14 protein-coding genes are annotated in these 24948 nt (G+C 58.4%); 5 read left to right on the forward strand and 9 right to left on the reverse strand.

The genetic code is table 11. From position 1 onward, the window contains the following. Positions 1 to 106: 106 nt before the first annotated feature. Complete coding sequence (locus OHL16_RS07665) at positions 107 to 3580, forward strand: TonB-dependent receptor (protein WP_263366525.1); 3474 nt, start codon at positions 107 to 109, stop codon at positions 3578 to 3580. Positions 3581 to 3706: 126 nt separating this feature from the next. Then, positions 3707 to 4879 carry an alpha/beta hydrolase family protein gene (locus tag OHL16_RS07670; RefSeq protein WP_263366526.1) on the forward strand — a complete coding sequence of 391 codons (1173 nt, stop codon included), beginning with the start codon at positions 3707 to 3709 and terminating at the stop codon, positions 4877 to 4879. Positions 4880 to 5088: 209 nt separating this feature from the next. On the opposite strand, the gene OHL16_RS07675 is transcribed toward OHL16_RS07670, so the two are convergent. The 8 genes from OHL16_RS07675 to OHL16_RS07710 form a co-directional block, all read right to left on the reverse strand. After that, positions 5089 to 6060, reverse strand: a complete 972-nt coding sequence (locus tag OHL16_RS07675) for a VOC family protein (protein ID WP_263366527.1) — start codon at positions 6058 to 6060, stop codon at positions 5089 to 5091. Between the two features lie 224 nt (positions 6061 to 6284). Next, the gene (locus tag OHL16_RS07680) at positions 6285 to 6737 is read right to left on the reverse strand and encodes a hypothetical protein (RefSeq protein ID WP_263366528.1); all 453 of its coding nucleotides are present in this window, start codon (positions 6735 to 6737) and stop codon (positions 6285 to 6287) included. A 207-nt stretch (positions 6738 to 6944) separates the two neighbouring features. After that, a complete protein-coding gene (locus OHL16_RS07685) occupies positions 6945 to 7535 on the reverse strand; it encodes a hypothetical protein (protein ID WP_263366529.1) in 591 nt (196 codons plus the stop codon). Beyond that, entirely contained in the window at positions 7522 to 10665 is a 3144-nt protein-coding gene (locus tag OHL16_RS07690) for a serine/threonine-protein kinase (RefSeq protein WP_263366530.1), read from the reverse strand. Before OHL16_RS07690 ends, OHL16_RS07685 begins: the two co-directional genes overlap by 14 nt. Then, positions 10662 to 11222, reverse strand: coding sequence for an ECF-type sigma factor (locus tag OHL16_RS07695; protein WP_263366531.1), 561 nt, complete (start codon positions 11220 to 11222; stop codon positions 10662 to 10664). Before OHL16_RS07695 ends, OHL16_RS07690 begins: the two co-directional genes overlap by 4 nt. A 91-nt stretch (positions 11223 to 11313) precedes the next feature. Next, the gene (locus tag OHL16_RS07700) at positions 11314 to 11907 is read right to left on the reverse strand and encodes a hypothetical protein (protein ID WP_263366532.1); all 594 of its coding nucleotides are present in this window, start codon (positions 11905 to 11907) and stop codon (positions 11314 to 11316) included. 3 nt (positions 11908 to 11910) lie between these two features. Then, a complete protein-coding gene (locus tag OHL16_RS07705; protein WP_263366533.1) occupies positions 11911 to 12192 on the reverse strand; it encodes a hypothetical protein in 282 nt (93 codons plus the stop codon). Positions 12193 to 12305: 113 nt separating this feature from the next. Next, entirely contained in the window at positions 12306 to 13550 is a 1245-nt protein-coding gene (locus OHL16_RS07710; protein ID WP_263366534.1) for a hypothetical protein, read from the reverse strand. A 224-nt stretch (positions 13551 to 13774) separates the two neighbouring features. Here OHL16_RS07710 and OHL16_RS07715 point away from each other — a divergent pair, with 224 nt between their 5' ends. The 3 genes from OHL16_RS07715 (at position 13775) to OHL16_RS07725 (ending at position 21942) form a co-directional block, all read left to right on the forward strand. After that, positions 13775 to 17368: a TonB-dependent receptor domain-containing protein gene (locus tag OHL16_RS07715; protein ID WP_263366535.1), complete on the forward strand. Its 3594-nt coding sequence runs from the start codon at positions 13775 to 13777 to the stop codon at positions 17366 to 17368. Between the two features lie 7 nt (positions 17369 to 17375). Continuing rightward, positions 17376 to 19292, forward strand: coding sequence for a tetratricopeptide repeat protein (locus OHL16_RS07720; protein WP_263366536.1), 1917 nt, complete (start codon positions 17376 to 17378; stop codon positions 19290 to 19292). 205 nt (positions 19293 to 19497) lie between these two features. After that, positions 19498 to 21942 carry a glycoside hydrolase family 31 protein gene (locus OHL16_RS07725; protein WP_263366537.1) on the forward strand — a complete coding sequence of 815 codons (2445 nt, stop codon included), beginning with the start codon at positions 19498 to 19500 and terminating at the stop codon, positions 21940 to 21942. A 54-nt stretch (positions 21943 to 21996) separates the two neighbouring features. Here the strand turns inward: OHL16_RS07725 and OHL16_RS07730 are convergent, their stop codons facing one another. Beyond that, positions 21997 to 24864, reverse strand: coding sequence for a protease pro-enzyme activation domain-containing protein (locus OHL16_RS07730; RefSeq protein WP_317891047.1), 2868 nt, complete (start codon positions 24862 to 24864; stop codon positions 21997 to 21999). Between the last annotated feature and the right edge of the window lie 84 nt (positions 24865 to 24948).

Raw genomic sequence — 24948 nt, forward strand, 5'->3', positions numbered from 1 at the left:
AGAGCTTGTCAAAGGCTATCCAGAAAATTCTTTTTGGAGTTTGCTTGACCAAGGTGATGACGCGATGGTATTGCTGTCGTACCAAAAAACCGGGGGCAGGTGCGAAATGAACTTTAAGACAATTGGCCGTATAGCAAGAACGATCCAAGGTGTAGCTGCGACCCTCGTGGTCCCGGTCTTCTGTGTGTCCCTTTGCGTGTACGTGAGCGCCCAGACCAATACGGGCCGCATCCTTGGCGCCGTGACCGATCCATCGGGAGCCACGGTTCCCGGGGCGACTGTCACCATCACGGATGTGCAGCGGGGAACGGCGCGCTCCCTGACGACGACACTCGCGGGTGAGTACGTTGCCCCGGATCTCATCCCAGGCATGTATAAAGTGCGGGTCGAGGCCAAGGGCTTCAAGTCAAGCGAGCGGGCCGATGTTCAGGTGGCGGTCGCGTCCGACTCCCAGATCGATTTTGCGCTGGAGACGGGGCAAACCTCGGAGACGGTCACGGTTAGCGGACAGGTCCCGCTCATCAACACGACCTCCTCCAGTCTCGGCGGGACGCTGACCAACAAAGAGATCAACGACCTTCCGCTGAATGGCCGCAACTACGAGAACCTGCTGCAGCTGCGGCCCGGCGTGGTGCGCTATCCCGGTGGCGGATTCTCAACCACCAGCGCCAACGGATTGCGCGCTGAGGACAACGCCTACATCGTGGATGGCCTCTTCAACAGCGAGCCCTTCTCCGGGCAGAGCATCATCAACGGAGCAGGCATCGCCGGCGACTCCGCCACGATTCTGCCGGTTGACGCTATTCAGGAGTTCACGCTAATTGAGAATCCTTCAGCGGAGTATGGCTGGAAGCCCGGCGCCATGGTGAACGTGGCGCTCAAGTCCGGAACCAACGCCCTGCATGGCACGGCCTATGCCTTTGGCCGCGACACCCCGCTCGATGCGCGCAACTACTTCAACACCGTGTCCTCCGGTGAAAAGAACCCCCGCAACCTGGAGCAGTTTGGCGGGACAGTGGGTGGGCCCATCCTGAGAGATAGGCTGTTCTTCTTTGGAGGATACGAAGGCCAGAAGTACTCTGTGTCCAGCATCAGCCAGCTATCGACACCGGCGACGGTGTCGCTGGGTGGTGACCCGCTGAATAGTGTTCCAGATGCTATTGCCGGAGTTCAGAAAGCGGGTTTTACGCCCAGCCCGGCCAGTGTGAAGATTGCCGGCTGTAAACTCGGGCCGCCAATCACCTGCGACGGAAGCGGCTTCCCTGCGAATGACGGCAAGAACTCTGCCGGCCCCACGAGTATTAACTACGGGCTCCCCAACGACGTAAGTAGCAACAATGCGGTAGCCAAGATCGACTTCCAAGTCAATCAGCGACACTTGGTGAACGGTCTATATTTCTTCGGCAACAATAACGGCACTGTTTCCGATGCAAACCAGTTGCAGCAGGCTTGGCTAACGCAGATTCATACCCGCGCCCAGGTTGTGGGACTTAGCTGGACCTGGATTCTAAGTCCGCAGATGTTGAATGAAGCCCGGTTCGGGTTCAACAGACTTTACCAACCCACCTTCCCGAATGACCACGATACTCCGGCGTCAGCCTATGGGTTGAACACTGGCGTGACCAATCCCCTCTATGGTGGATTGCCCCGGATCAACATCTCCGACTTTTACATCTTTCCACAGGAACTGGGAGGGTTTAACTGGCCGAAGGTGCAAGGGCCGGATGACCGCTTCCAATTTATCGACCATGTCTCGTACACCGTGGGCAAACACGCTGTGAAGTTCGGCGGAGAGCTACACCGCGACAGCTTCACAGGTGGTGGCTATGGCGGTGTGCGCGGCCGTATCAAGTTTGGCTTCGGAACGGATGCGTTCCCTGGGGCTACTTCGCTCGAGGACTTCTTTGCGGGAGTCCCGGCATCAGGCAGTCTGCTTACTGGCGACCCAACAAGGAACATTCACAACTGGGGGGTTGCGGGCTTCGTGCAAGACGATTGGCGGGTCACCAAGAACCTCACCCTCAACCTGGGCCTGCGCTATGAGTTGAACACCGTAGTGAAGGAGGAACACAATCTGCTGGGAAACTTCGATCCGCAGCGCGGGCTGGTGCAGGTCGGAAAGGGCCTCGACGCGCCTTATAACGGCGATCACACCAGCTTCGCTCCGCGCCTGGGCTTTGCGTGGGACATCACCGGCAACGGAAGGACCGTGGTGCGCGGCGGCGGCGGCCTCATCTATGAGACGCTGAACTGGGAGTCCTTTCTGGCTCTGAACAACTCTTTCGGCATCAGCACAATCCCGACTGGAGCGCTGGGGGTTGGTCCAGGAGGATCGGCTGGGACCGGATCGATTGCCGTCGGCACAGTCAACTTTCCCGGGTCGAGCCTGAACTGGAACGCTGGCTACAACTCCGGCCCGTCTACGGTCTTCCCCACCGGCACCATCAACTGCGGCGCCAATCCCTGCAGCATACTGGGCATGGAGCAGAACCTCCGCACGCCTGAGGTCTTCAGCTGGAATCTGACCGTTCAGCATGCCTTCACACCGAACCTGACTCTTGAAACGGCATATGTTGGATCGCACGGCACGAAGCTGGTCGGCATCCACGACATCAACCAGAATGTGCCGGCGCTGGATACGGCGGGAGATGAGCAGTCGGGCCGGCCCTTCAATGCCAAGTTCCCCTTCCTGAGCTTCATCTACCAGATGGGCAACATCTACAAGTCCAATTACAACGGCCTGCAGATGACTTTTACCGGGCGAGATTATCACCACTTGACCTTTGTTGCCGGATATACCTTTTCGCATTCGCTGGACGACGTAGGCGCAAACTGGGACTTCGGTGCGGGAAGCGGTCTGCCGCAAGACGGCAATCATCCGGAGCGGGAATACTCGCATAGCGACTTCGATATTCGCCACCGCTTCACGCTATCCGCCTCGTACGCGATTCCTGGAAGAAAGTCCTTCGCACAGCTACTTGAGGGTTGGCAGGTAAACTCGATCGTCAGCCTCTACGGTGCGCAGCCTTGGGGACCGATCGATGCAGGCAATGACCTGAGCCATACAGGAGAGGGTGTCGATCGCTGGGACTTCTTCGGGAACCCGAAAGACTTCAAGTCGGGTGCCAATCCAATTCCATATCTGGCAGGCAGCGATGCAGTGAACGATCCGGTCTGCGCTGCGCATGCGAGATCGCTGGAGTCGCTCGCGTCGGCAGGATGCTACAAGTTGCGCGGATCGGTGATGACTCCACCTGCGCCCGGCACCTTCGGCCTGATGGGCCGCAATACCTTCCGCGACTCCGGCTTCAAGAACTGGGACTTCTCGCTGGATAAGAACTGGAAGTTCCGCGAGCGCTTCGGTGCACAGTTCCGCGGAGAATTGTTCAACATCCTCAACCATCCAAACTTCGCCAACCCATTCGGTGGACAGAACGGCTGGGGACACAACGACCCCTCAGTCCCCGGAAACGGTGGCTTCGGATGTGGATGCGCCACACCCGACGTCGCTGCTTCAAACCCGATTATCGGCTCAGGCGGCAGCCGCGCAGTGCAATTGGGCCTCAAGCTCTCGTTCTAGATCGGCGAGGAACAAGAGTTGAAGTCCAACCTAAGAAGAAATGCGTATCAGGGAGAGGTCAGGATGAGCAAGAGGACTTCGAAAAGCTTGTCGTATCTGCTCGTGACATCCATGGTTATGGTCCCAATGTGCTCATTTGCTCAGGAGCACAAGGAAAGAACCCTGGACGAGATCAAAGTGGAGGCCGTGCATCGCGCTGAGGTTGGGGGTTATCCGCTCATCGGCCTGGATCCCGCCGACGTGCGCGAGGCCTTCAAGTCCATTCACACTTCTGACAAGGACGAGTGGGCGAACGGCTTTATCGGAGTTGCAGATCGCTACATGGCAGAAGGCAAGGCCAAAGAAAGGACTGACCCCAAGAAGGCTGACGCGGACTACATTCGCGCGTGGCATCTCTACTCCTTCGGGCGTTGGCCAGTGGAGTCGTCGCCAATGAAAAAAGTCGCCTATGCCAAGGCTATCGATGCTTTTCTGACGCATGCGCGCTCGATGGACCCACCCCTTGAGGTGGTCCACATTCCGTTCGAAGGCAAAGAGATCGTCGGCTATCTACGCCTTCCCAAAGGGGCCACCGGGCCGGTGCCGATGGTGATAGCGGTAAATGGACTCGATAGCCGCAAGGAGGATTTGACAGAGAGCTTTTCCGCGATCCTGCCATATGGCATCGGCTACATTGCGGTGGACGGGCCGGGAACCGGGCAGTCGCCGATTAAAGCCAGTCCGACCGCCGATCGCATGTTGTCGAGTGTGATCGATTACCTCGGCACCCGACCAGAGGTAGACAAGACACGCATTGCGATGCACGGCGTGAGCTGGGGAGCTTACTGGGGGACGAAGATGGCCGTCCTCGAGAAGGCGCGGCTGAAGGGCGTGAGTGTCCAGTCGCCGCCGACCGACCTCTTCTTCCAAAAAGATTTCGTGTTGAACTCGCTGCTTGGGAATCGCGAGTATCTCTTTGACCAAATCCCAGCCATCATGGGCATCTTTGACAACGCGACAACGCTGGACCAAGTGGTAGATGAGTTCTCGAAGATGTCGCTGGTGAATCAGCATCTTCTGGGCAAGCCAACCACGTCCATGCTTATTCTCGCCGGTACGCACGACACCCAGGTGCCGATCTCCGACGTCTACAAGCTGATGGACAGCGGCGATGTTCCGAAGGATGCCTGGATCAATCCGCAGGGCGGTCACCTGGGCCGACAGGTGGGAGTGTGGCCCGATCCTCGCATCTTCAAGCAGGTCATTCTTCCCTGGCTAGCTCGAGATCTCGATGTCAAACCCCTGGATGACAAGCGCTGACCAAACTTGTGCCGCGAGATCCATTGCTCTCTACGCGCGATCGGGTTTTACGAGCGGAATTTGCAGCCTTTTCGAGCCGTGAATCTCGATGCGTTCTGAGTAGGCGGGCCAGATGTTCCGATAATGCCGACGCGCAACTGAAACCTCCGGAGGGCAGAAAGCTAATCCATGACGCCGATCTTCTGTTTGCCCAGCCACCAGATTGCGGGTTAGTCATGCGACGCTTGCGGCGGAGGAGCAGTTGAGGACGGAGTCGGCTTGCCCGTGACGGTGTTCGCCTCCATCAACTCGACGCGCGTCCCGTCGGGATCGTAGATGTTGACCTGGCGTTTCTGGTTGACACCGGTGTTAACGGTGAGTTCTTTGCCATAGGTCTTGAACGCTGGGCGGGCCTCAAGTATCGCGACCGACTTGGCGACGTCGGGCACCAGGAGTGAGATGTGGTTCTTGGTGCCGAACGTGTCGGGCAGCTTGCGGTAGAGCATGAACTCCACGTAGTCGGTGCCGTCGGGAACGCGCATGTTGATCCAGCTCAGTTCCTTGGGATTCGCTCCTCCGCGCCAGGTCTCCTGGAAGCCGAGAATCTTGCCATAGAAGTCCATGGACTTCTCGCTGTTTCCGACGAGGAAACCCAGGTGATAGATCTGGGTCGAGATGCGGGTTGCAGGCTCGAACTTGCCTGCCGCTCTGGCTTCCATGCCGTCGGGAAGACTCTGTACGAACTCAACCAGCATTCCGTCCGGGTCCTTGATCTCGAAGGCATAGTCGCCGGTGCGGGTCTTGCCGCCATTGCCGGGCTGAACATCGAAGCCCTTGGAACGAAGATAAGTCCGCATCGCTTCGATGTCGTCGACGGTGAAGCAGAGATGACTCATCATGTTGGGAGGATGAGTCGGCGGTTCATTGAAGAGCTCGATGTGTTGATGGTCGTTGATCTTGATGAAGGCTATGCCAGTATCGTTGTTGTCCTTCTTGGTAAGCGTGTACGACTCATCGAAGCCAAGGAACTCGTGCCAGAACGCGATAGCCCTGGGAAGGTCCGACACAAAGTAACCAACATGAGAGATGCCGGTGATCTTAGGGCGTGCGGGACCTGCGTCCTGTGCGAAGAGTGGAGAGGAGATCAGCAGCACGATCGCTAAACCAGTCAGGAGCGAGGTGCGGTAACGGTTGGTGAGCATTAAGACATTGCCTTTCGTTAGAGAATGCGTGAAATGGAATAATCAGTCGCATCTAGTCTATTGTGGCGACCGCAAGTCGTGGTGCCAGCAAATGGATCACAGCTATGGCAACGAGATAAGCAGATCCCACCAGAAGAAAAACAGTCGCGTAGTTTCCATCGAGCTCCTCCCGAAAAGGCGTACAGCCGGCCGCGAGTCCAGGGCGGCCGGCTGACGGCTCACTGCTAAGGAGCAGTGTTGAGGGCCATGGTGACTGTGCCCTGCGAAGTTCTGGCGAGTGCCACTTCGAGTCGCTTTTCGGCGCGCGGCTTCGGGCACTCTATGCTGTTGTTATTGTTCTCTGTCCAGATGTGGCGCAGGAAGTACTTATCGCCGCGGCGGTCGAAGGCGATAACGCTCTTCTGCGGTGTACGTAGCGAATAATCGTCCTGGAACAGGACCACATCCGATGTCTTCTGAGTGGACTCGCGCAGGATCAGTAAATGATTGGATTGGATCGTGATCCTGTAGGTGCCAGCCGGCATCACCTTCGAACCGGCTTGGAAAGCAAACGGAATCTTCGCTTGGAGGACGTTTTCCTGAGCGAAGGCCGTCTGTGTGGAGGCAACCATGCCGATTGCCAAGGCAGAGGCGAAGAGACCAGAAACGAGAGTGGAAACAAGGCGTGGGCTTTTCATGACTCGATCTCCTTTGGAAGGCAACCCTCACAACTGCCTTCACTCGCTATAGCGGAGAACGAGGAAAAATCGTGCCGCAAAAAATCGTTCCATTTGCGATCTCAGACATACGACACCTGCCGGATACTGCTATCTCGCAGTAGCTCGGCATCTATGACGTAGGTTCCGATCGCAAACAACGGACCGAGGGGACCCAAAATGCATTGATCACTGCCGCGGCCCAATCCCGATCTGGCAATGTCCATCATCGCCATTACGGCTGCACTTGCCGCTCTGCACCCAGTGTCTTCCCGAGTTATCTGTGCCTTCCACTTTGACTCTAACGAGAACGTCGCAGTCCTTGCTTTGGCCACCGCATTCACTGTCGTGGAAACTAAGCTCCGTACTGCTGACTTTTTCCCACCGCGAACCTGCCCGGACATGCAGATAGACTTTATTCGGGTCAAATGAATTACCGCCGCAATCTGAACTGGAGCAAATTATTATCGCGTCGGCTTTTTCCGTTCCATCTCGTTTCTTGTTGGAGATCTTCATTACCCAGCCAGAAAGGCTCTGAGAAGATGGGAAATTTTGAACCCCATCGAAGAACAGCTGTCCATTCTGCTTCCCCGTGACGGGAATCGTTTCTGTACCAGATGACCATGACTGTGGCGTAGTTGCATTCACACGAATGCTCCCGCCGGTAATCGTAACAGGGGAACCCTGGAAAGCTAAGACCTTGCTTGGATAGATAACAAGAACAATCGCCAAAATCGCGACTGTCCACGTAGCTGCCTTTACAAAACTACTCTGCTCCATGGGACCTCCGATTGGAAAGATCTCCTCGCGGGATCTTTGCCACTAGTGTTCGAATGTCGGGCCGGGAAAGGTAGCTCTGGTACTCCTGAGCGCTCCAAGTCTGTTGGATTTGCAACAAGATGTCAACAGCTTTCCTGGAGTAGCTATTGAACTGGACCGGATCGTCCAGCTTTTTTGAAGCGGCTGCCGCAATGCAGGAGCTCTGCAGCTCGGAGTCTAGTTGACCGGTGGAGGCAAAGTGCTGCGCCGCTTTTACCGCCCTGTCGCGGGCCTGCTGGGCCAGCCCAACGTTCAGGCTGATCTCCGCTATCTTCATGTCTTGCGTCGCTTCCTCTGCGGCATTCCCAGCCTGATATCGTTTCAGGTTCTCCAAATCTGCAATCGTTTGCATTTTCATTCCGAGGTGAGCTTCGGCGATCGCTCTGTCGAATGCAGCCTCGTGCCGATGAGACACAGATAGATTGGGATATCTGGTTGTCATGGACTGACTATATGAGAGAGCTTCTCTATACTTCCCGCGGCTTAGAAGCGACCGCGTGCGGATTCCGGCCATCCTTGCCGCAAGGACGTCGTTCGGAGCGGCCTCCTGAAGTAGTGCGTCGGAGTCTGAGTAGCGTCCGAGTCTCCAGAGTGTGTTAGCCGTGTGTACCACCTCGTACATCCTTCCAGTAGGGTTGTCGGCGAGCGACTTCGCCTTCTCGAAGTGCAACAATGCGTCAGGGTATCTTTCCATTTCAAGCAAGACGGTACCAACGAGTTCCTCCCCCTGCATCATCAGCGGCCGTACGCCGGAGCGAGTGGACAAAGCAACTAAGGCGTTGCCTGTCTCCAAGGCCTGTTGATACTCACCCTTCTCCCGCTGCGCACGGGCAAGAAGAATAGAGGCACTTGCAGTATTCACAAAAAAGCCGTTCTTCTGGTAGTAGTCCCGAGCAGACTGCGCCGGCCCAATCACCTTGTCAGGTAGTTGCTTCTGGTCCATGAGACTCGCAAGTGTGAGGTTCGCCAACGCCTCAGAACGTAGCTGCTGAGTCTGATGTGCAAGCCGGAGTCCCTCCTGAAGGGCATCCTCAGCCTCATCGAGCTTTCCCTGGTGTATCTTCGCGCTTGCGAGGCGCACCATGCCGTTTGCGGCCCAGGCGTCGAGTTGGTTCTCGCGAGCGAGGCGAATGGATTCCTCGGCATATTTCGCCGCCTGGTTGGCGTCAGTCCAGTAGGCCGCGCTGCTGAGTTGCGTCAGGACGCGAATCTCCAGTTGGACGCTGGGAATCTTCTTCGCCTCGGCGAGAGAGCGCTCAAGATATTGCTTCGCCTCGCTTAAATTTCCTGCTTCGTTCACCGCATAGCCTCGCGCATAGTCCAGTTCGGCGAGCCCTTCTTCGTTCATCTCCGCAGTAAAGAGTTTTTCGGCGCGCTGAAAGGCCTGGTTCGCCTCCGGAACATGATGGAGGCGGCTCTGGAGGACAGCCGTATACATGAAGGAGGCAGGGTGGTCCGCATCGAGCCGTGCAGCGTTGGCATAGTTCTCGAGCGCGTGGGCCGGGTCGCCAGCCCGCTCGTAAGCCATGCCTAGGTCGACATAGCCCGCCGCTTTCTCCGGCGGCGGCAGGTGGTCCAGGATCCGCCCATAGAGCTCGGCGCCGCGAGAGTAATCGCGAGTGATTGTCGTCTGGATCGCCTCCATGTACATGCGATCGAGCGGGGCGAGGCGGCTCGCGTCGGGAGCAGCGATCAGCATCTCCTGCTGAGCGTTGCCCTGAAAGTCGAGGTCGGCCCAGGCTTCGGCAAGCCGCGCGTGCGCCATCACGAAACGTGGCTCCTTGGCGAGCGCCGCCTGCAGGGAGCGCGTCGCCTTGACGTAGTTGCCCTCACGCAGCGCGGCCACACCGGAGTCGTACCAGCGGCGTGCCTCCACTGAGGGACGGTAGTAATGGTGCGTCTGCCAAAGGTTGAAGCCGCCCCAGGCATCGGCTGCCAACACGAGCACGCAGACAGCGCCAAAAACCCAGGGGCGGTCCCTGTGGAGATAACGGAGGTTAGCAAGACTGGGCCGCAGCGCGCGCGCGACCTCTTCTGCGGACTGAAAGCGCTTCGCCGGCTCGTACTCCAGGCAGCGCTCGATCACGCGGTCCCATTGAGGGGAAACCTTCGCGACGATTGTGGACGGAGACGCGGGATGCCGTGCCCGGTGGATCGCCGCCGCAATTGGCGTAGGTCCCGCGTACGGGTGGACGCCCGTGATCATCTCGTAAAGCACGATCCCCAGCGAATAGATGTCCGTGGCAGGCGAGACGGCGCCGCCTTCAAACTGCTCGGGCGCCATGTACTCCGGGGTGCCTACGATCCTTCCCGCCGTGGTCCCTCCGTTTGGGGCGATGGACTCCCCGCTCGGACCGGAACCTTCGGCCTCGAAGTCCTGGGCCAGCCCGAAGTCCATCAGCACCGTGCGCGTGCTCGTGCCATGTGCGCAGAGCATAATGTTGGCGCTCTTCAGGTCGCGGTGAATGATGCCTTCGGCGTGAATCAGCCGAAGGCCCTCGCACAAGTCGAGCGCCACCGGGAGTGCTTGCTTCCGGGGCATCGCCCCGTCCTTCGCCAGCCGCGCAGCGAGTGTGACGCCATCGAGATACTCCATCGTCAGGAAGACCGTCGCCTCATAACCATCGCTCGCCGGCAGCAGAAAGAGTTCGTGAATACGGCAGATCTGGGGACCGGTGATCTTTCTGGCCAGCAGCACCTCATGGCGAAACCGGTCGAATGCTCCGGCCGACAGTGCGATTTCGCGGCGCACGGTCTTCAGCGCAATTCTTCCTAGTTGTAAGTCCTCTGCTTCATAGACCTCGCCCATACCTCCGCGCCCGATAAGCCGGAGAATGCGGAATCGCCCCAGCACTGTCTCCCCTGCCTGAAAGCGTGTGGCGCTTGTCGGAAAGAAGTCGGCGACTGCGGCAAAAGGTCTCGCCATGCTGCCGGTCGATTGCGCCTCTGCATCCAGAAGCTTCTCGAGGTGCGACCTCAGCTCAGAGTCTCCGCCGCATGCCTCCCTGATAAACGCGGCACGATCCTCTACGCCCTGTTCCAGCGCGGCGTAGAACAGCGGCTTCAGGCGTTGCCACAGTTCGGAGGTCATCTCATGGGCGCCAGTTCCTGGCGTAGCCATGCTCGAGCCATGGTCCAGTCACGCTTGACCGTGCGCTCGGAGACGCCAAGCTGCAGCGCGATCTCTTCAAACGTCAGGCCTGCGAAGAAGTGCAATTCGAGGATCCGCGCCTGCCTCGGGTCAAACTCCGCAAGGCGCGTCAGCGCCTCGTCGACCGCGAGCACATCGACTCCGGACCGCCCTGCAACCTCGAGGTTCTCGTCGAAGGTAATCTGTACGGCACCGCCTCCGCGCTTATCTGCGCGGTGCGCCCTGGCGTGATCGACGAGGATGTGTCGCATGACGTGCGCCGCCATTCCGAGCAACTTTGCCCGGTCCTTACACACCGAGTCGTAACAGTCGGCCAACCGCAGATAGGCCTCATTGACCAGCGCGGTGGGCTGCAGCGTATGACCTCCGCGCTCGTAGTGCATCTTGCGCACAGCCAGCCTGTGCAGTTCCTGATAGAGCGTCGTAGAGAGGGCCGCTTCCCGCGGTGAGGGGGGAGATGGCTGTGATTTCGGCGAATCGTCCAGTCGGGCACTCATGATCGCCTCGCAAAGGGGCCCGGTGCAGGAAGTATAGCCCCAAGCGGCCCGTGCTATCTCTCAACGTCACGGGCAATGTCCAGCGAAACTCCTACGGCTGCCCAGGAACTGCGAATTTGCCCCATATGGGTTGAGTATTTGCAGCCAAATCAGCAGCCTCAGAACCTAATGAGGCCGAAATACCCTGAGAAAGATTTGCGGACAGGCGTTGAGCGATCAAGCAAAACAACGTTAGGACCGACACGAGCACGATCCGCGGATACAGACCGCCCGCACGAAAGAGTTCAATAACCAGGATCAGGCTGGCAAGCACAAGCAGCGTTAACGACATAGCGCGATGGAATCGTTTCATGCCAAATTCCAATCCATCCAAATCCCTTCGCTCAATCTCGCGTCCATGATCTGAATCCGTGCAGGCCGCCTTGCTCCTACAGGTGTTACAGGCCGTCGCGGGCGCACGGTAAATGACGACTCCCTTTGCCGAATCGGAGAAGACCGGGAAGAGGTGCTGGTCCTGAGGGCAGATCCAGATGTCCCGGTCAGCGTGATAAGTAAATCCGACAGTGCTGGCTCCCACAGATCGCCGGTGAGCATGGCGGGCTGCCCATTCCAGAAGAAGTGCGATGAACGCAAGGGAGACAGCATATCCGAGCATAAGAATAAATTCGAGAGATACGCCTGACATAACTCAACGCTCCTTGGCCTCCGCCACGACGTCGGTGAAGAGTATCTCTTTAGGCTCTTCCGTTGGAGGAGCTGGTCGCATATGACGAATCCCGAGGAAGGATATGTAGAGTATCGGCAGCGCTCCTCCAAGAATGAAGACAAAGTCGCCCGGCATTCGCAGCCACTCCAGCACGGAGTTGGTGCGGCTGCCGATGTAGTTCAGCGTCCGGGCGTCATAGTAGCTCACGCTGATCGAGTGATAAAGCTGCAGGATACCCAGAGGGAAGAGTGTCGCGAAGACCATCCATGCCAGACCGAGATTCAGTGACCAGAACCCTATGCGTGCAGCCCTGTCTGACCAATACTTCTGCGGGATGATGTAGCGCAGGCAGAACAGCGCCCGTGCGAGGCGGGCCTCTACCAGAAGTAGGTAGCTTCGATCTTGGGAGTTCCCGGCTCGCCGTCGATGATCTGCGTGCTCAGCACGATTTCCATGTTCTGCTTCTTTCCGGCGAGCAGCGCTGCACGGGCGAGCTGCGCCTGGTCGTCAGGATCGGTGAGGAACTCGCCGGCGACGATCGTGCCGCCCCGGCCGATGCCTGCGACGACAATCGACAGCTTACCCGTGGTGCCATCCTCGAACCGGGCGACTATTGCGTAGTCGCGATAGTTGTTGGTCGACATCTGCTCGGTACGATTCACGACCCAGCGCGGTTGGGATGGCGCGCTGTTGTCGACAATGCCGAAGGTCGTCATCTCAGGATTGTTGTAAAAGCGGTAGCGCAGTGACCGGGTCAGGCGCAGGGTCCAGGCATTGTCGAAGGCGCCGATGAAAACGTTCGGTCCGTTGCGCAGATCCGTGAGGTTGGTGCTACCTTCGCCCCGAAGGCTGTACTTCTTCCCGTTGGACTGGAGCAGGCCGGCAATCTTGACGATGGGGCGGAGATCATCGATCACAAGCGCCGTGAGGTTGTCCTTGAGCAACACCTGGTGGGACGGATTGAGGGCATCACGAAGCGCGATTGCGGAGTATTGGCTTTGATCAGCTACACAGAAAAGGACCGGGTCGCTGGTGTGCAGCACAGGCGACCAGAACGAACCGGCCGTGGAGGGCTGGGTGACCTTCCACAAAGCCGCGGCGATAAGCAGGATTCCGAGAGCGACGGCCGTGGCGATGCTCAGGTTGCGCCAGATCGGACGTGATGACTGCCCCACGTGCCCGTGGGAGCCAACGGCGGAGTCCTCAGGTTCAGTGACAGGATTCGCGGCGGTGGGCATCTCTTCCCTGGCGGTCTGCGGCCAGCCGAACTGCGGGATGTAGGAACCTGGCGGGAGCGAGATGCGCAGCTCGGCGTCGTGTCCCGGTTCCTGATAGTACTGGGCGATTCGTTTGCGGATCTCAGCCGCCGTCACACGCACGATCGGGTCTAAGGCTGTGTCGTAGTCTGACGCCCGGCCAAAGATCTCGATGCCGAGAGTTCGCTCCTTTAGGAGATCGGTCTGGCCCGAGAGTGTGCGCTCGATGATGTAACGCAGGAAGGAGGGAAAGCGGCGGCTGTGGCTGAAGTGGGGATTGGCCAGCAACCGCTCCAGTTGGTCCTGGATGGCGGTCTTCTCCTCTTTACTCAGCGTCGAATGAGCGCCTACTACTGTCTCGAGCAACTGGCCCTCCAGAAGTTGGAGAATTATACAGCCTCGCAAATCATTCATGGAGTTGGGGTTTTGAAGAAACTTTTCATGTAAAGAACGTATAGCTTGCCGCAAAGACCTTGTTTGGCTCCTCCGTGCGTAGCTATAGCTCCTCCCAAGTAAAAAACTTTGAGTTCTTTGTCCGCGTCCCGCTCGCAAGCGGTGAGAGCAGATATGGATTCAATCCTGGAGAGGCCATGCTGACACGACGAAGATTAGATTGGAGTCGATTCCTGACTCTGTTTGCGCTGCTGGGGCTAGGGGTTGCGGCGATGGATGCGCAACTGGCGGTCACAACGGCGACACTTTCCGGCACGGTCACCGATCCGAGCGGAGCGATCATCCCGCAGGCCACTGTGAAGATGTCGAGCGTAGAAGAGGGCATCGCTCGGAAGCTGACAACTGACGCGGGCGGGCACTACTCGTTCACGCAGCTTCCGCCGGCAACCTACGCTCTTGAGGTCCAGGCGCAGGGGTTCAAGGTATATAAACAGCCGGGAATTGTGCTCGACGCAGCGCAGTCGGCGAGCCAGAATGTTGCCCTTACGATAGGTTCGGTCAGCGAGGAGATTGTGGTCAGCGAGCAGGCTTCGCTTCTGAATACCCAGAATGCGAATCTGTCGGCGGACATTCCGGGCAAAGAGGTGGTGGAGCTTCCTCTGAACCTCAGGAATGTGTATGGCCTTGCCACGCTGAACTCTTCGGTCAACAACACGTCGGAGAGCCAGATGCTGCTGGGCGGCGGCGGCCCGAGCACAGGCGATGCCGACCAGGACATCTCATTTCTGAACTTTGCCGGCGGGTTCTTCGGAACGTCGGCCTATCTGCTGGACGGCGCATGGGACACGGACCCCGAGTGGGGCGCGGTCGATTATGTTCCGTCGGTGGACTCCGTGCAGGAGTTCAAGGTCCAGAACAACTCGTTCACGGCGCAGTATGGCTGGAGCACGGGCAATGTCGTCAACGTCGTCACCAAGTCGGGGACCAATGCCTTCCACGGCGACGTCTATGGCTTCTATCGCAACTCCACGCTCGATGCCAACCTGTGGTTCAACAACCACAACCACCTCGCCCGTTCAGACTTCAACCGCAATCAGCTGGGATTTTCGGCGGGTGGACCGCTGTATATTCCGAAGCTGTACAAGCAGCGTGAGAAGACCTTCATCTTCGGGCTCTATGAGCACCTCAGCCTGTCTACCCCCGCCAACAGCACCTTCACGGTTCCCAATGCGAACTTCCTCGCGGGACACTTCGCTGAGCTTCTGGGGCCGCAACAGGGTGTCGATGCTCTAGGCCGTCCTATCTACTTCGGTCAGATCTACGATCCGCGCAGCACCCGTGCCATTACGGCAGGTCAGGTCGATCCTAAGACCGGGCTGATTGCCACCAGATCGGGTTATATTCGTGATCCCATCCAGAACAACGACATCACTACACTCGGCCCGATGGATCCCACTGGGGTCAAGTTGGCCAGCTACTATCCCAAGGCGACAGGCCCCGGAATCACCAATAACCTCGTCGCGACCGGAACTAACCCTGCCCACTCGAACGAGTACACGATCCGGTTGGATCACAACATTAATGATGCGTCCCGTCTCTACTTCCGCTATTCCTACAAGGAGGAGTTCAAGACCGGAACGCCCAACTACTGGGGCTCCAGCAACCCGGCAGGCCCCGGCAACGCCAGGCCGAACAACCGCTATAACCTCGCGGCCGGGTACAGTCAGATCTTCAGCCCGACCTTCACCATGAACCTTATGTCGGGTGTTGAGGTCTGGCATGAGACTTCGACGAATCAGTCCAGAGGGTTCAAGCCATCGAGTCTCGGCCTTCCGACCTATCTTGATCAAAACAGCCCGGAGTTCCCAATCGTCACTATCGGCGGCCAATCCCCTCTCGGTCCGTTGACCAATGAGACGGTGACCAATCATGGCCCCATCGGAAGCGTCGCACTCGACTTCATCAAGACGCATAGACGTCACACGCTGAACTTCGGCTTCATGTTCGTCGAGCAGGAGGACGATCAGGCCAACTACTTCCAGTCCAACCTCGCGTCCAACGGAAGATTCACCACCGGCCCCGATCCGAACGCGGCTACTGGCTTCACAACCGGAAACGGGTTGGCTCAGCTCTTGCTCGGCGTTGTAGATGGCGGCGCGACCGGAACGACCTATAACCCCGCCGTTGCCATCCACTACTTCGGAGGGTATCTGCAGGACGACTGGAACCCGATTCCGAAGCTCACGCTGAACCTTGGACTTCGCTACGAGATCCAGACCGCGCCCACCTATCGGCACAACGTGGCGTCGGTCTTCAACCCCAACGTGCCCAACCCGATTGGCACGGCGCTCGGAAAAACGCTTCCTGGTGCGCTGCAGTTTCTTTCAGACAAGCAGCGTGCCTCCTACGACACCAACTTCAACAACTGGGCTCCTCGCGTAGGTTTCACCTATCAGGCGGCGCCGAACGTAGTAGTTCGTGGTGGATACGGCATCTTCTACCCGGCGTCGATCTCCTGCTGCTTCGATGCGAGTGCCTCCGGCTTTGCCAGCCAGACGAACGTTCCCTTTACCCTCAATGCAATCAGCCCAAACCCTGCCGTTACACTAACCAACCCGTGGCCGAACGGCTTCATTCCAATCACCGGCAACGCGCTGGGCGAGATGCAGCAGGTCGGGTACGGAGTCGGCAGCAACTTCCGTCAGCGCGCCGCGAGCTATGTCCAGCAGTATCTGGTGGGCTTGCAGTGGAGCATCACGCCAAGCGACATGCTGGACATCAACTATATCGGCAACAAAGGCACACATATGCTGACGGCGAACATCAATCGCAGTCAGCTCAATCCCAGCTACCTTTCGATGGGACAGGCGGCGCTCAACACCCTCGTCCCCAATCCGTTCTACGGTGCGATTGCACCTGGGAACAGCAGTTGCGCTCTCGACCAGCCTAAGGTCGTGCAGTCGCAATTGCTGCAACCCTATCCGCAGTTCTGTGGCGTCACCGAGAACGGAGCCAACATTGGCTTCTCGAACTACAACGCGCTGCAGATCAACTTCAATCACCGCTTCAGCAAGGGTCTAACAGGGCTTGTCTCCTACACCTACTCCAAGTTCCTGGATAACGTGGAAGGCAATAACGCCTGGTCCTACTCTGGCAACTCTGGACCGGCAAACAACTACAACCTCGCCGCCGAGAAGAGCGTCGACGGCTCGGACATTCCTCACAACCTCGTTGCGAGTTATGTCTACGAGCTTCCGATCGGCCGAGGCAAAGCCTTTGGCGGAGGCATGAGCCGTCTCGCCGACGCCGTTGTCGGCGGGTGGGAGATCTCGCAGATTGCCACATTCAAGCAGGGAATTCCGATCAGCGTCAGTGGTTCGGACATCGCCTCCTATGGTGGCAGTCCGAGACCAGATGTCATCGGCAACGTCCATGTAGCGCACCAATCGATCCACGAATGGTTCAATACCGGGGCGTTCGCTTACGCTCCCTACGGGACATTCGGAACCGCGCCGCGCTTCTTCTCCTACCTTCGTGGCCCCGGCTATCAGAACTGGGACACGGCGATTTTGAAGAACTGGCGGTTCCGCGAATCCATGCGCCTGCAGTTCCGTGCTGAGCTGTTCAACACGTTCAATCATCCGCAGTTCTATGCTCCTCAGTTCGGAGGCGAAACCTACACAGGCTGCGATCCGAATTCAGGCACACCAGGATGCGCATCGAGCCTCGGACAGATAACAAATGCATTCCCCGCTAGAACCGTACAATTCGCAGGAAAGTTCTATTGGTGATCGACGCTTGAGAATCTGTCTCAAACTAACCGTGCTGATTCTGCTGGCCGCCCAATCAGGACTCGGCCAGCAGAATCCGCAAACGACGCTGGAGTCGTTGCTGGCAACTGCGAAACAAGCGCAGGCCCGCAGCGACTATGCAGCGGCCGCAAATGCTTACAAGCAAGCCGTCGCGATTCGTCCGGAGGTTCCGGAGCTATGGGCAAACCTCGGACTTATGGAGCATGAGACGGGGAACTATGCGGACGCAATCCGGAGCTTTCAACAGGCGCGCAGGCTCAAGCCTCAGTTGTATGTCCCCACACTCTTTCTTGGTGTCGACTATGCCCGGACCGGAAAGGCAAAAGAAGCAGTCCCACTCCTGCTGGCGGCGGAAAAGATGAACGCTACCGATTCGCAGCCGTATCTCGCCCTGGGCCGCGCCTACGCTTCGCTGCAGGAGTATGGCGCGGCGGCGCAGGCGTTCGCGCACGTCACGCGCAGCGATCCTGCGCAGAGCCAGGCGTGGTTCTCGCTTGGGATGGCATACCTCCATCAGGTGGAGGCGGATGCGCGGACGATGACGGGGAAGGGTCAGAACTCCCCTTACGCGAAGGCGCTCTTTGCGGGCTCGCTCGCCAACCAGTCGCGCTATATAGAAGCGGCGGATCTGTATAAGAGCGTCCTCTCTTCAAGCGAGCAGCCTCCATGCATCCGTGGCGAGCTGGGCTTCGTTTATCTGAAGCAGCGTGACGTCTCAGGTGCCGCTCAACAGTTTTCGGCAGAGAGTGAGCCGGTGTGCTCTCTCGCGCTGCTAGGCCAAGCACGCCTCCGCGTCGATGCAGGCTCGAACGAAGAGGGGCTGAAGCTTCTCGCCCAGTTATGGGACCGCGATCCTGGATTTCTCCAGGCGAATGTCTCCGCCTTTGCAGAGGGTATGGCGCAGGACCGCGGGTCCAGCTTCGCCTCGTTTCTCACGCGGCAGCATGGCTCGCATGAGCTTCCTGATGGCCTGTATGGATTGCTCACCGCGAACCTGCGCAGCCAATCTGCACAGATGCAGGCGGTACCAACTCGCGTGCGGGCTACTTCTCCTTCACTTGCTGCGGCCGAAAAGGACTATGCCTCCGGACGATATAAGCGGTGCGCCGACCGAACGGCAAACAGCCTGGCAACGAAGAATCAGAGTGGGCTGCGCCTTCTTGCTGCGTGTTCATCTCTTACCGGAGACGAAGAGCTCTCCTCGAGAGCCAGCGGAGAGCTTCGCGCTCTGGCTCCGCAGTCGATGGAGGCCTTGTATTGGTCGATCAAGTCGAATGAGCGGCTTGCCTTTCAGGCGCTCGAACGGTACGAGCAGTTGGAGCCCAACTCCGAGAGAACGCACCTTCTCCTCGGCGATATCTTCGTCCAGCGTGAGCGCTACGGCGATGCGCGGGCAGAGTATCAGAAGGCGCTCGCGCTCTCTCCCGGTGATCCCGCCGCTCTTGCAGGACTCGCGTCAGCCGCTCTCCGCGATGGAAATGTCGATCAGGCGTTCGAGGCCGCGCAGAAGGCGCTCGAACGTGCGCCTGAAGATCCGGAGATCAATCTTCTGATGGCGGAGGCTCTTGTAGAGCGGCACGAACTGCCGGATGCCGAGCCGTTTCTGAAGAAAGGATTGAACGCGAAGCCGCAGATGCTTCCGCATGTTCACGCGCTTCTCGGCCGCGTGTACGCAGCGACTAGCCGGCCACAGGAAGCAATCAGCGAATTGAAGATAGGGCTCGAGAGTGACGACGATGGCAGCGTTCACTATCAGCTCGCACGCCTCTACCGTCAGGCCGGTGATGACAGGAATGCTGCGATCGCGATGGAGCAGATGAAGGCAATCCAGCAAAGGCGGCGGGAAGGCGCCGTGACCGCGCTCAAAGACTCGCACCCCTCCTCGCTGGATGACGAACCATAAGGGCTCAATGAAGAAATCGAGTATCGATCTGGTGACGCACCACAAGCTCAACCCGAGTATTAAAAACTTCGAGACATTGAAAATCGAAAATTCAGGGACCGTGATGCAATCTTTCTTCTCTTTTTGGATGACGCTCTCCGTCGCGCTTTTATTCTTCCCGAGCAGTGAAACTCTTTGGCCACAGTCCCCTTCAGAGAAGGACACTGTGGTTCTGCTCGATCATCTGACTGCGTCCGCTTCTCTGCCAAACGGCATCGTCGTGCGCGAGAATGCGATCGAGGAAGAGATCACCGCTCTGCGGGACGATCTGCTGCGCATCCGCATCGCTCGCAAGGGTCCGCTACCGGAAGATGCTTCATGGGCGGTGCTGGACGATGCACGACACAGCTCCGTTGCCGTCACGCCAGAGACTGCCGAAGGCCACGTCGGATTCCGTACTCGTCTACTGCACGTTGAGATCGACCGGTCGACGATGGCGCTGACCATTCGCGACCTCAATGGCAATGCCCTCCAACAGGACGCTCGGCCAACCCGTTTCGAGGGGGGCGCGTTTCGTCTTTATAAAGCCTTCTCTCACGAGGAGCACTTCTTCGGACTCGGCGACAAGACCGGCCCCTTGGATCGCATCAATCAGTCATTCACCCTATGGAACACTGACTCGTACCGCTTCCAGGAATCAACCGATCCTCTTTACAAGAGCATTCCCTTCTTTATGAGCTATCGCGCTGGCCGCGCAATCGGCGTCCTTCTGGACAACACCTGGCGCAGCAGCTTTGACTTCGGCAAAGAGCTGCCTGGCGTCTACTCGTTTGGCGCGGTCGATGGCCCGGTGGACTACTACGTTCTCTACGGGCCATCTCCAAAGCAGGTTGTGGAGTCCTACGCGTGGCTCACCGGCAAGCCCCCGCTGCCGCCATTGTGGACGCTGGGCTTTCAGCAGTCGCGCTACTCCTACTATCCGCAGTCGCGCGTGCTTGAGATCGCAGACCATCTCAGGGCCGATCACATTCCGGCCGACGCCATCTACCTCGATATCGACTATCAGGAGAAGAATCGCCCGTTCACCATCGACCGCGAGCGCTTCCCAGACTTTGCCGGGATGATCGCAAAGCTGAAGGCGGAAGATTTTCATGTCGTTGCCATTACCGATCTTCATATCGCAATGTTGCCGGGGGAGAACTACGCTCCCTACGACAGCGGCACAGCCGGCGATCACTTCGTGAAGAACCCCGACGGCTCAATCTACACCGGTCGCGTCTGGCCGGGCCCCAGCGTCTTTCCCGATTTCGTGCGGGCGCAGACGCGCACATGGTGGGGCACTCTCTACCGCGACTTCTATGGCATGGGCGTCGCCGGCTTCTGGAACGACATGAACGAACCCTCCGTCTTCGACACCGTATCCAGGACGATCCCCGAGAACGTCATCCACCGTATCGACGAGCCAGGATTTACCAGGCGCACCGCAACCCACGCCGAGATACACAACGTCCTTGGCATGGAAAACTCCCGCGCCACCTTCGACGGACTCAAGGCGCTCAACCCGAACCTGCGGCCATTCGTGCTCACGCGCGCCACCTACGCCGGTGGACAGAGATATGCAGCCACGTGGACCGGCGACAACAGCAGCAGCTGGAATCATCTCCGCATGACGACTCCGATGCTCGAGAACCTCGGGCTCAGCGGGTTTGCATTCAGCGGCGCGGACGTTGGTGGATTCGCCGGCACGCCAACGCCGGAGCTGCTGACCAAGTGGCTGGAGGTCGCGGCCTTCCAGCCGGTCGACCGCGACCACTCCGAGAAAGGAACCGGCGATCAGGAGCCATGGATCGGAGGTCCGGAGCAGGAGTCGATCCGCAGGCGCTTCATCGAGGAGCGCTATCATCTACTGCCTTATCTCTATACGCTCGCCGAAGAGACATCGAGGACAGGCCTGCCGATGGTGCGACCGCTATTCCTGGAGTTTCCGGATGCAGTTCCCGATCGTCACCCAATCGACGTCGATCCTGAGGCGTCGAGCGAGTTTCTTCTTGGGCGTAATCTGCTGATCGCGCCACCGCATTACCCCGATGAGCTCGACCACTATGCAGTCGAGTTCCCTTCCCCGGATTGGTACGACTACTGGACGGGAAAGAAGGTACCGAAGCCTCAGGAACAGTCTGTCGCCAATTCGCCTCTACCTGCGAGTGCGACAGACCGCGCTCCGCTGTTCCTCCAGGTTCATCCGGAGCTTGCGTCGCTTCCCGTCTATGTTCGCGCGGGATCGATTCTGCCGATCGCACCGGTAGTCCAGAGCGTTCATGAGACCCCGCGCGGCCCGTTGACGCTTCGCATCTACGCGGGCAGCGCGTGCGAAGGCGAGCTCTATCTGGACGATGGCAACAGCTACGCGTTTCAACACGGCGCGTACCTGCGGATGAAGTTCACCTGCGAGGCCGCGGAGGAGGGCTTTCACCTTCACGTCGCGGCGCACGAAGGTTCGTATGCCGCGTGGTGGAAGGAGATTCGCGCCGAGGTCTATGGATGGACTCCGAGGCGAAACGAGATCTCGGTGAACGGCAGGACGAAGCCGTTGGTTGCCGAAGGATCGTCGGCCGCTACAGTCTTCATCGTTCCTGACGACGTCAGGGGTTTCGACGTCGAGTTGAGATGAGTCAGCACTTGCAACCGGCGCCATCACCAGGACTAAGACAAATGCAAGTTGGCCTCAGTTGATGACAAGGTTCAGCGTTGTGGACGCACCAATCGATGACGATAAAGTATCGGTGCCAGTAAGAGTCAGCGTATAGCTCCCCTTCGCGGCATTCGTGTTTGAGGTAGAAGCTGCCGGACTTGCGACTCCAGAGCCGCAGCCCGACGCTGCAAAGCTGAAGGCCGCGACAACGAAGATCCACGCGAAGGTTCGTGCTCGCTTAAACCGAAATCCAATGAGGCTGGCGAATAGCAACCCGGCCATGGCCACGCCGCCTCGGCCCGGGTTCGAGTTGACTGGCGCATAAGAGCTACTCTGCGAGACAGTTGCCGCTGGAGTAATGAACCTTCGCAGTCCGCTAGCTCCTCCCAGCGATGCACTCGCACACGCCGACGAGCTGGTATAGATCGTCATGGTTTCGGTCACTGAGCTTGTGCCGGAGACCGTCGCATTCGCGAGTTTATAGCACGTGTTCGAAAGCGAAGACGAATTGCCGCTGACGCTCCAGCCGATCGTGCCTGTGTAACCATTCGCTGGATTAATGGTGATCGTCGAGGTGCCGGAGCTGCCCGCAGAGACGCCCACGTTGGTTGCCGAAAGCGTAAAGCTTTTGCTCAACGAACCGGCTGACGAGCCCACAGCCAGAGTGAGCGTCCCGCTGGAAGCGGCATACACCGAGTCTCCCGAGTAGGTCGCCTGGATGACATGCGATCCCGTCGTCGTCGAGGAGAAAGTATAGGTGGCCGTCCCGTTCGTGAGCGCCAGGGACGACGCGACTGTGCTTCCATCAACCACGATGCTCAGAGTCCCTGTTGGCGTAGTCGTGGACGCCGGCAACGCCGAAGCCACGGTGATCGTAATCCCGTCGCTCGCACCGCTGGCGGGAGCCCCTATCGCTGCCGAGAGGGTTGTTGCGGAAGCCTGCAGCGATGAGGAAGTCGGCCATGCCGTCAGCAGATTGTGGAGATCGATGGAGCCGAGCCCCGAGGCCTGGTCATAACCAGTCGCAGCCGCATACTGCGATGTCCCGGAGGTCGTGCAATAAGTCGCGCCCGCGGCACATTGATTGCCTCCGCTGGTAATGTCATGGAAGGCCGACGCATAGGTAGTGGAATTAGAAGCAAGACTGTAGAGGGTGGAATTCACCACGCCTTGTCCGGTTGAGTTCACCTTTTGATTGATGATCGCCAGCATTCCGGCGAAGATCGGCGAAGCAAAGCTGGTTCCTCCGGCCACGGTCAGGTATGTGTTGTTGCTGTCACGAAATCCCTTAGAGCAACTTCCCGTAATGCCAGTCGAGGAGTCGCTTGAGCAATAGAGATAGCCGGCGTTTTCCGGAGAAGAGCTAAGGGAGATGTCCGGCACGAGTCGATAACTGCCTGACGGAATTCCCGTCACTCCCGTCTGCCAACTCGGCCTGGCAGTCAGGGTGCTCACGCCTCCGCCTCCGGAAGCGATTCCAGACGAGGACGAGTCATCATTCCAAACCTGCTCGGGAATGTAAGACAGCGCTGAGCCAATCACATCGCTGCCGCTTGCGGAGGTCCAGTAGGTCGTGTTCGAGGACGAGACATTGACTGAAGGAAACTCTGTACCACCCAGACCTGTGACGTATTGGCTGCTGGCAGGAAAATCCACAGCTAGGGCCTTTTGCTGGGCAGGCGTCAGGCCCTTGACACCGTAGCAATCGGTCGAGCCGTTGTCTCCGCTCGCGGCGATCACCGTTTGTCCCTGTGTCGCTGCCTGGGCCAGGATGCTGTTCAACGTGGAGTATTCACTGGAGCTGAACTCAGTCTCACAAGCTCCATAACTCATGCTGATGATGGGCGCAATTCGCTCATCCACTGCGTACTGCAGCGAATCAAATACGCTGTAATTCGCATTGTTGCCAACATAGACGAAGTAGATCGTCGCACCCTTGGCAATCGCTCCTGAATACTCCAGGTCGAGATCGGACTCCGACTCGTCCCCGGAGCTGACGGTTGACGTTCCGGAGCTCGGCACAAGGACCAGCGTGGGGTCCTTCACCATCAAGCCTGATGCACTTTGGAACTTCTCGATATCCGACAGCACCACGGCAGACTGGCCAACGATTGCGATGGATTGGCCTGATCCCGTGTAGGCGGAGTTGTAGGCTGCATTGACGTCGTAGATGGTAGCGACATCCTTTGGCGTCATATAGTGGCCGCCGGACTGATTGGAAGTAAAGTTGGCCGTCGGCGCGCTTTGTGCGGTCTTGAACTTGACGTGAGGCCTGGGACGGAAGCTCGATAGATTGGCAACGGTCTTCACCGATGAGGCGAGAGCCGTAGGAACGCTCACATCAGTCGAGGGAGCATAGTCGGTCCTGGAATCCGACTTATAGTAATGCAGCTCCGTCTCAAAGGCTGCTTCTGCTTGCGATGCCGTGCCGGAAAAGACGATCCGGTCTTTCGTGCGAGACACTCGCTCCATGGAGAACCCCTGCGCCTGGAGCCACGACACGATCTTGGCAATATCTGAGTCTGATACCCCGAACCGTGCGGCGAACTCATCCGGTGTAAGCCATCGGTGGTAGAGAGACGAAGAAGGATCCTGCTGCGCAGCAATCAAGGCCTGAAGATCTGCCTCCTGGGCCTCCGTACGGCTGAGGACAAGCGTCATCCCCTGCAGCCTGGTATCAGAAGGGACCAAGCCAGCGTCATTTGCAGATCGAGCCATCGCGGGGCGAGATCCCTGAATCGTGAAACGGCTCTGGTTATTGATAGCGGATGGAATCCGAGGCGCGGTCTGCTGCGCGTGCAATTCGTTCCCCTGAAACAACAGGGTCAAAATGCCGATGGCCAACACCTCTTTCGCACACCGACGCCCTGTCAAAGACCTACCCCATCCAATGGCTCTCATGCCGCTCCAGAATACACGGACGTGTACATAACACCAGACGCGGATTCTTCGAAAAAGGTTACTGACGGGTCGCTTTGATGTCGA

The organism is Edaphobacter bradus, assembly GCF_025685645.1.
GTDB classification, from domain to species: Bacteria; Acidobacteriota; Terriglobia; order Terriglobales; family Acidobacteriaceae; genus Edaphobacter; species Edaphobacter bradus.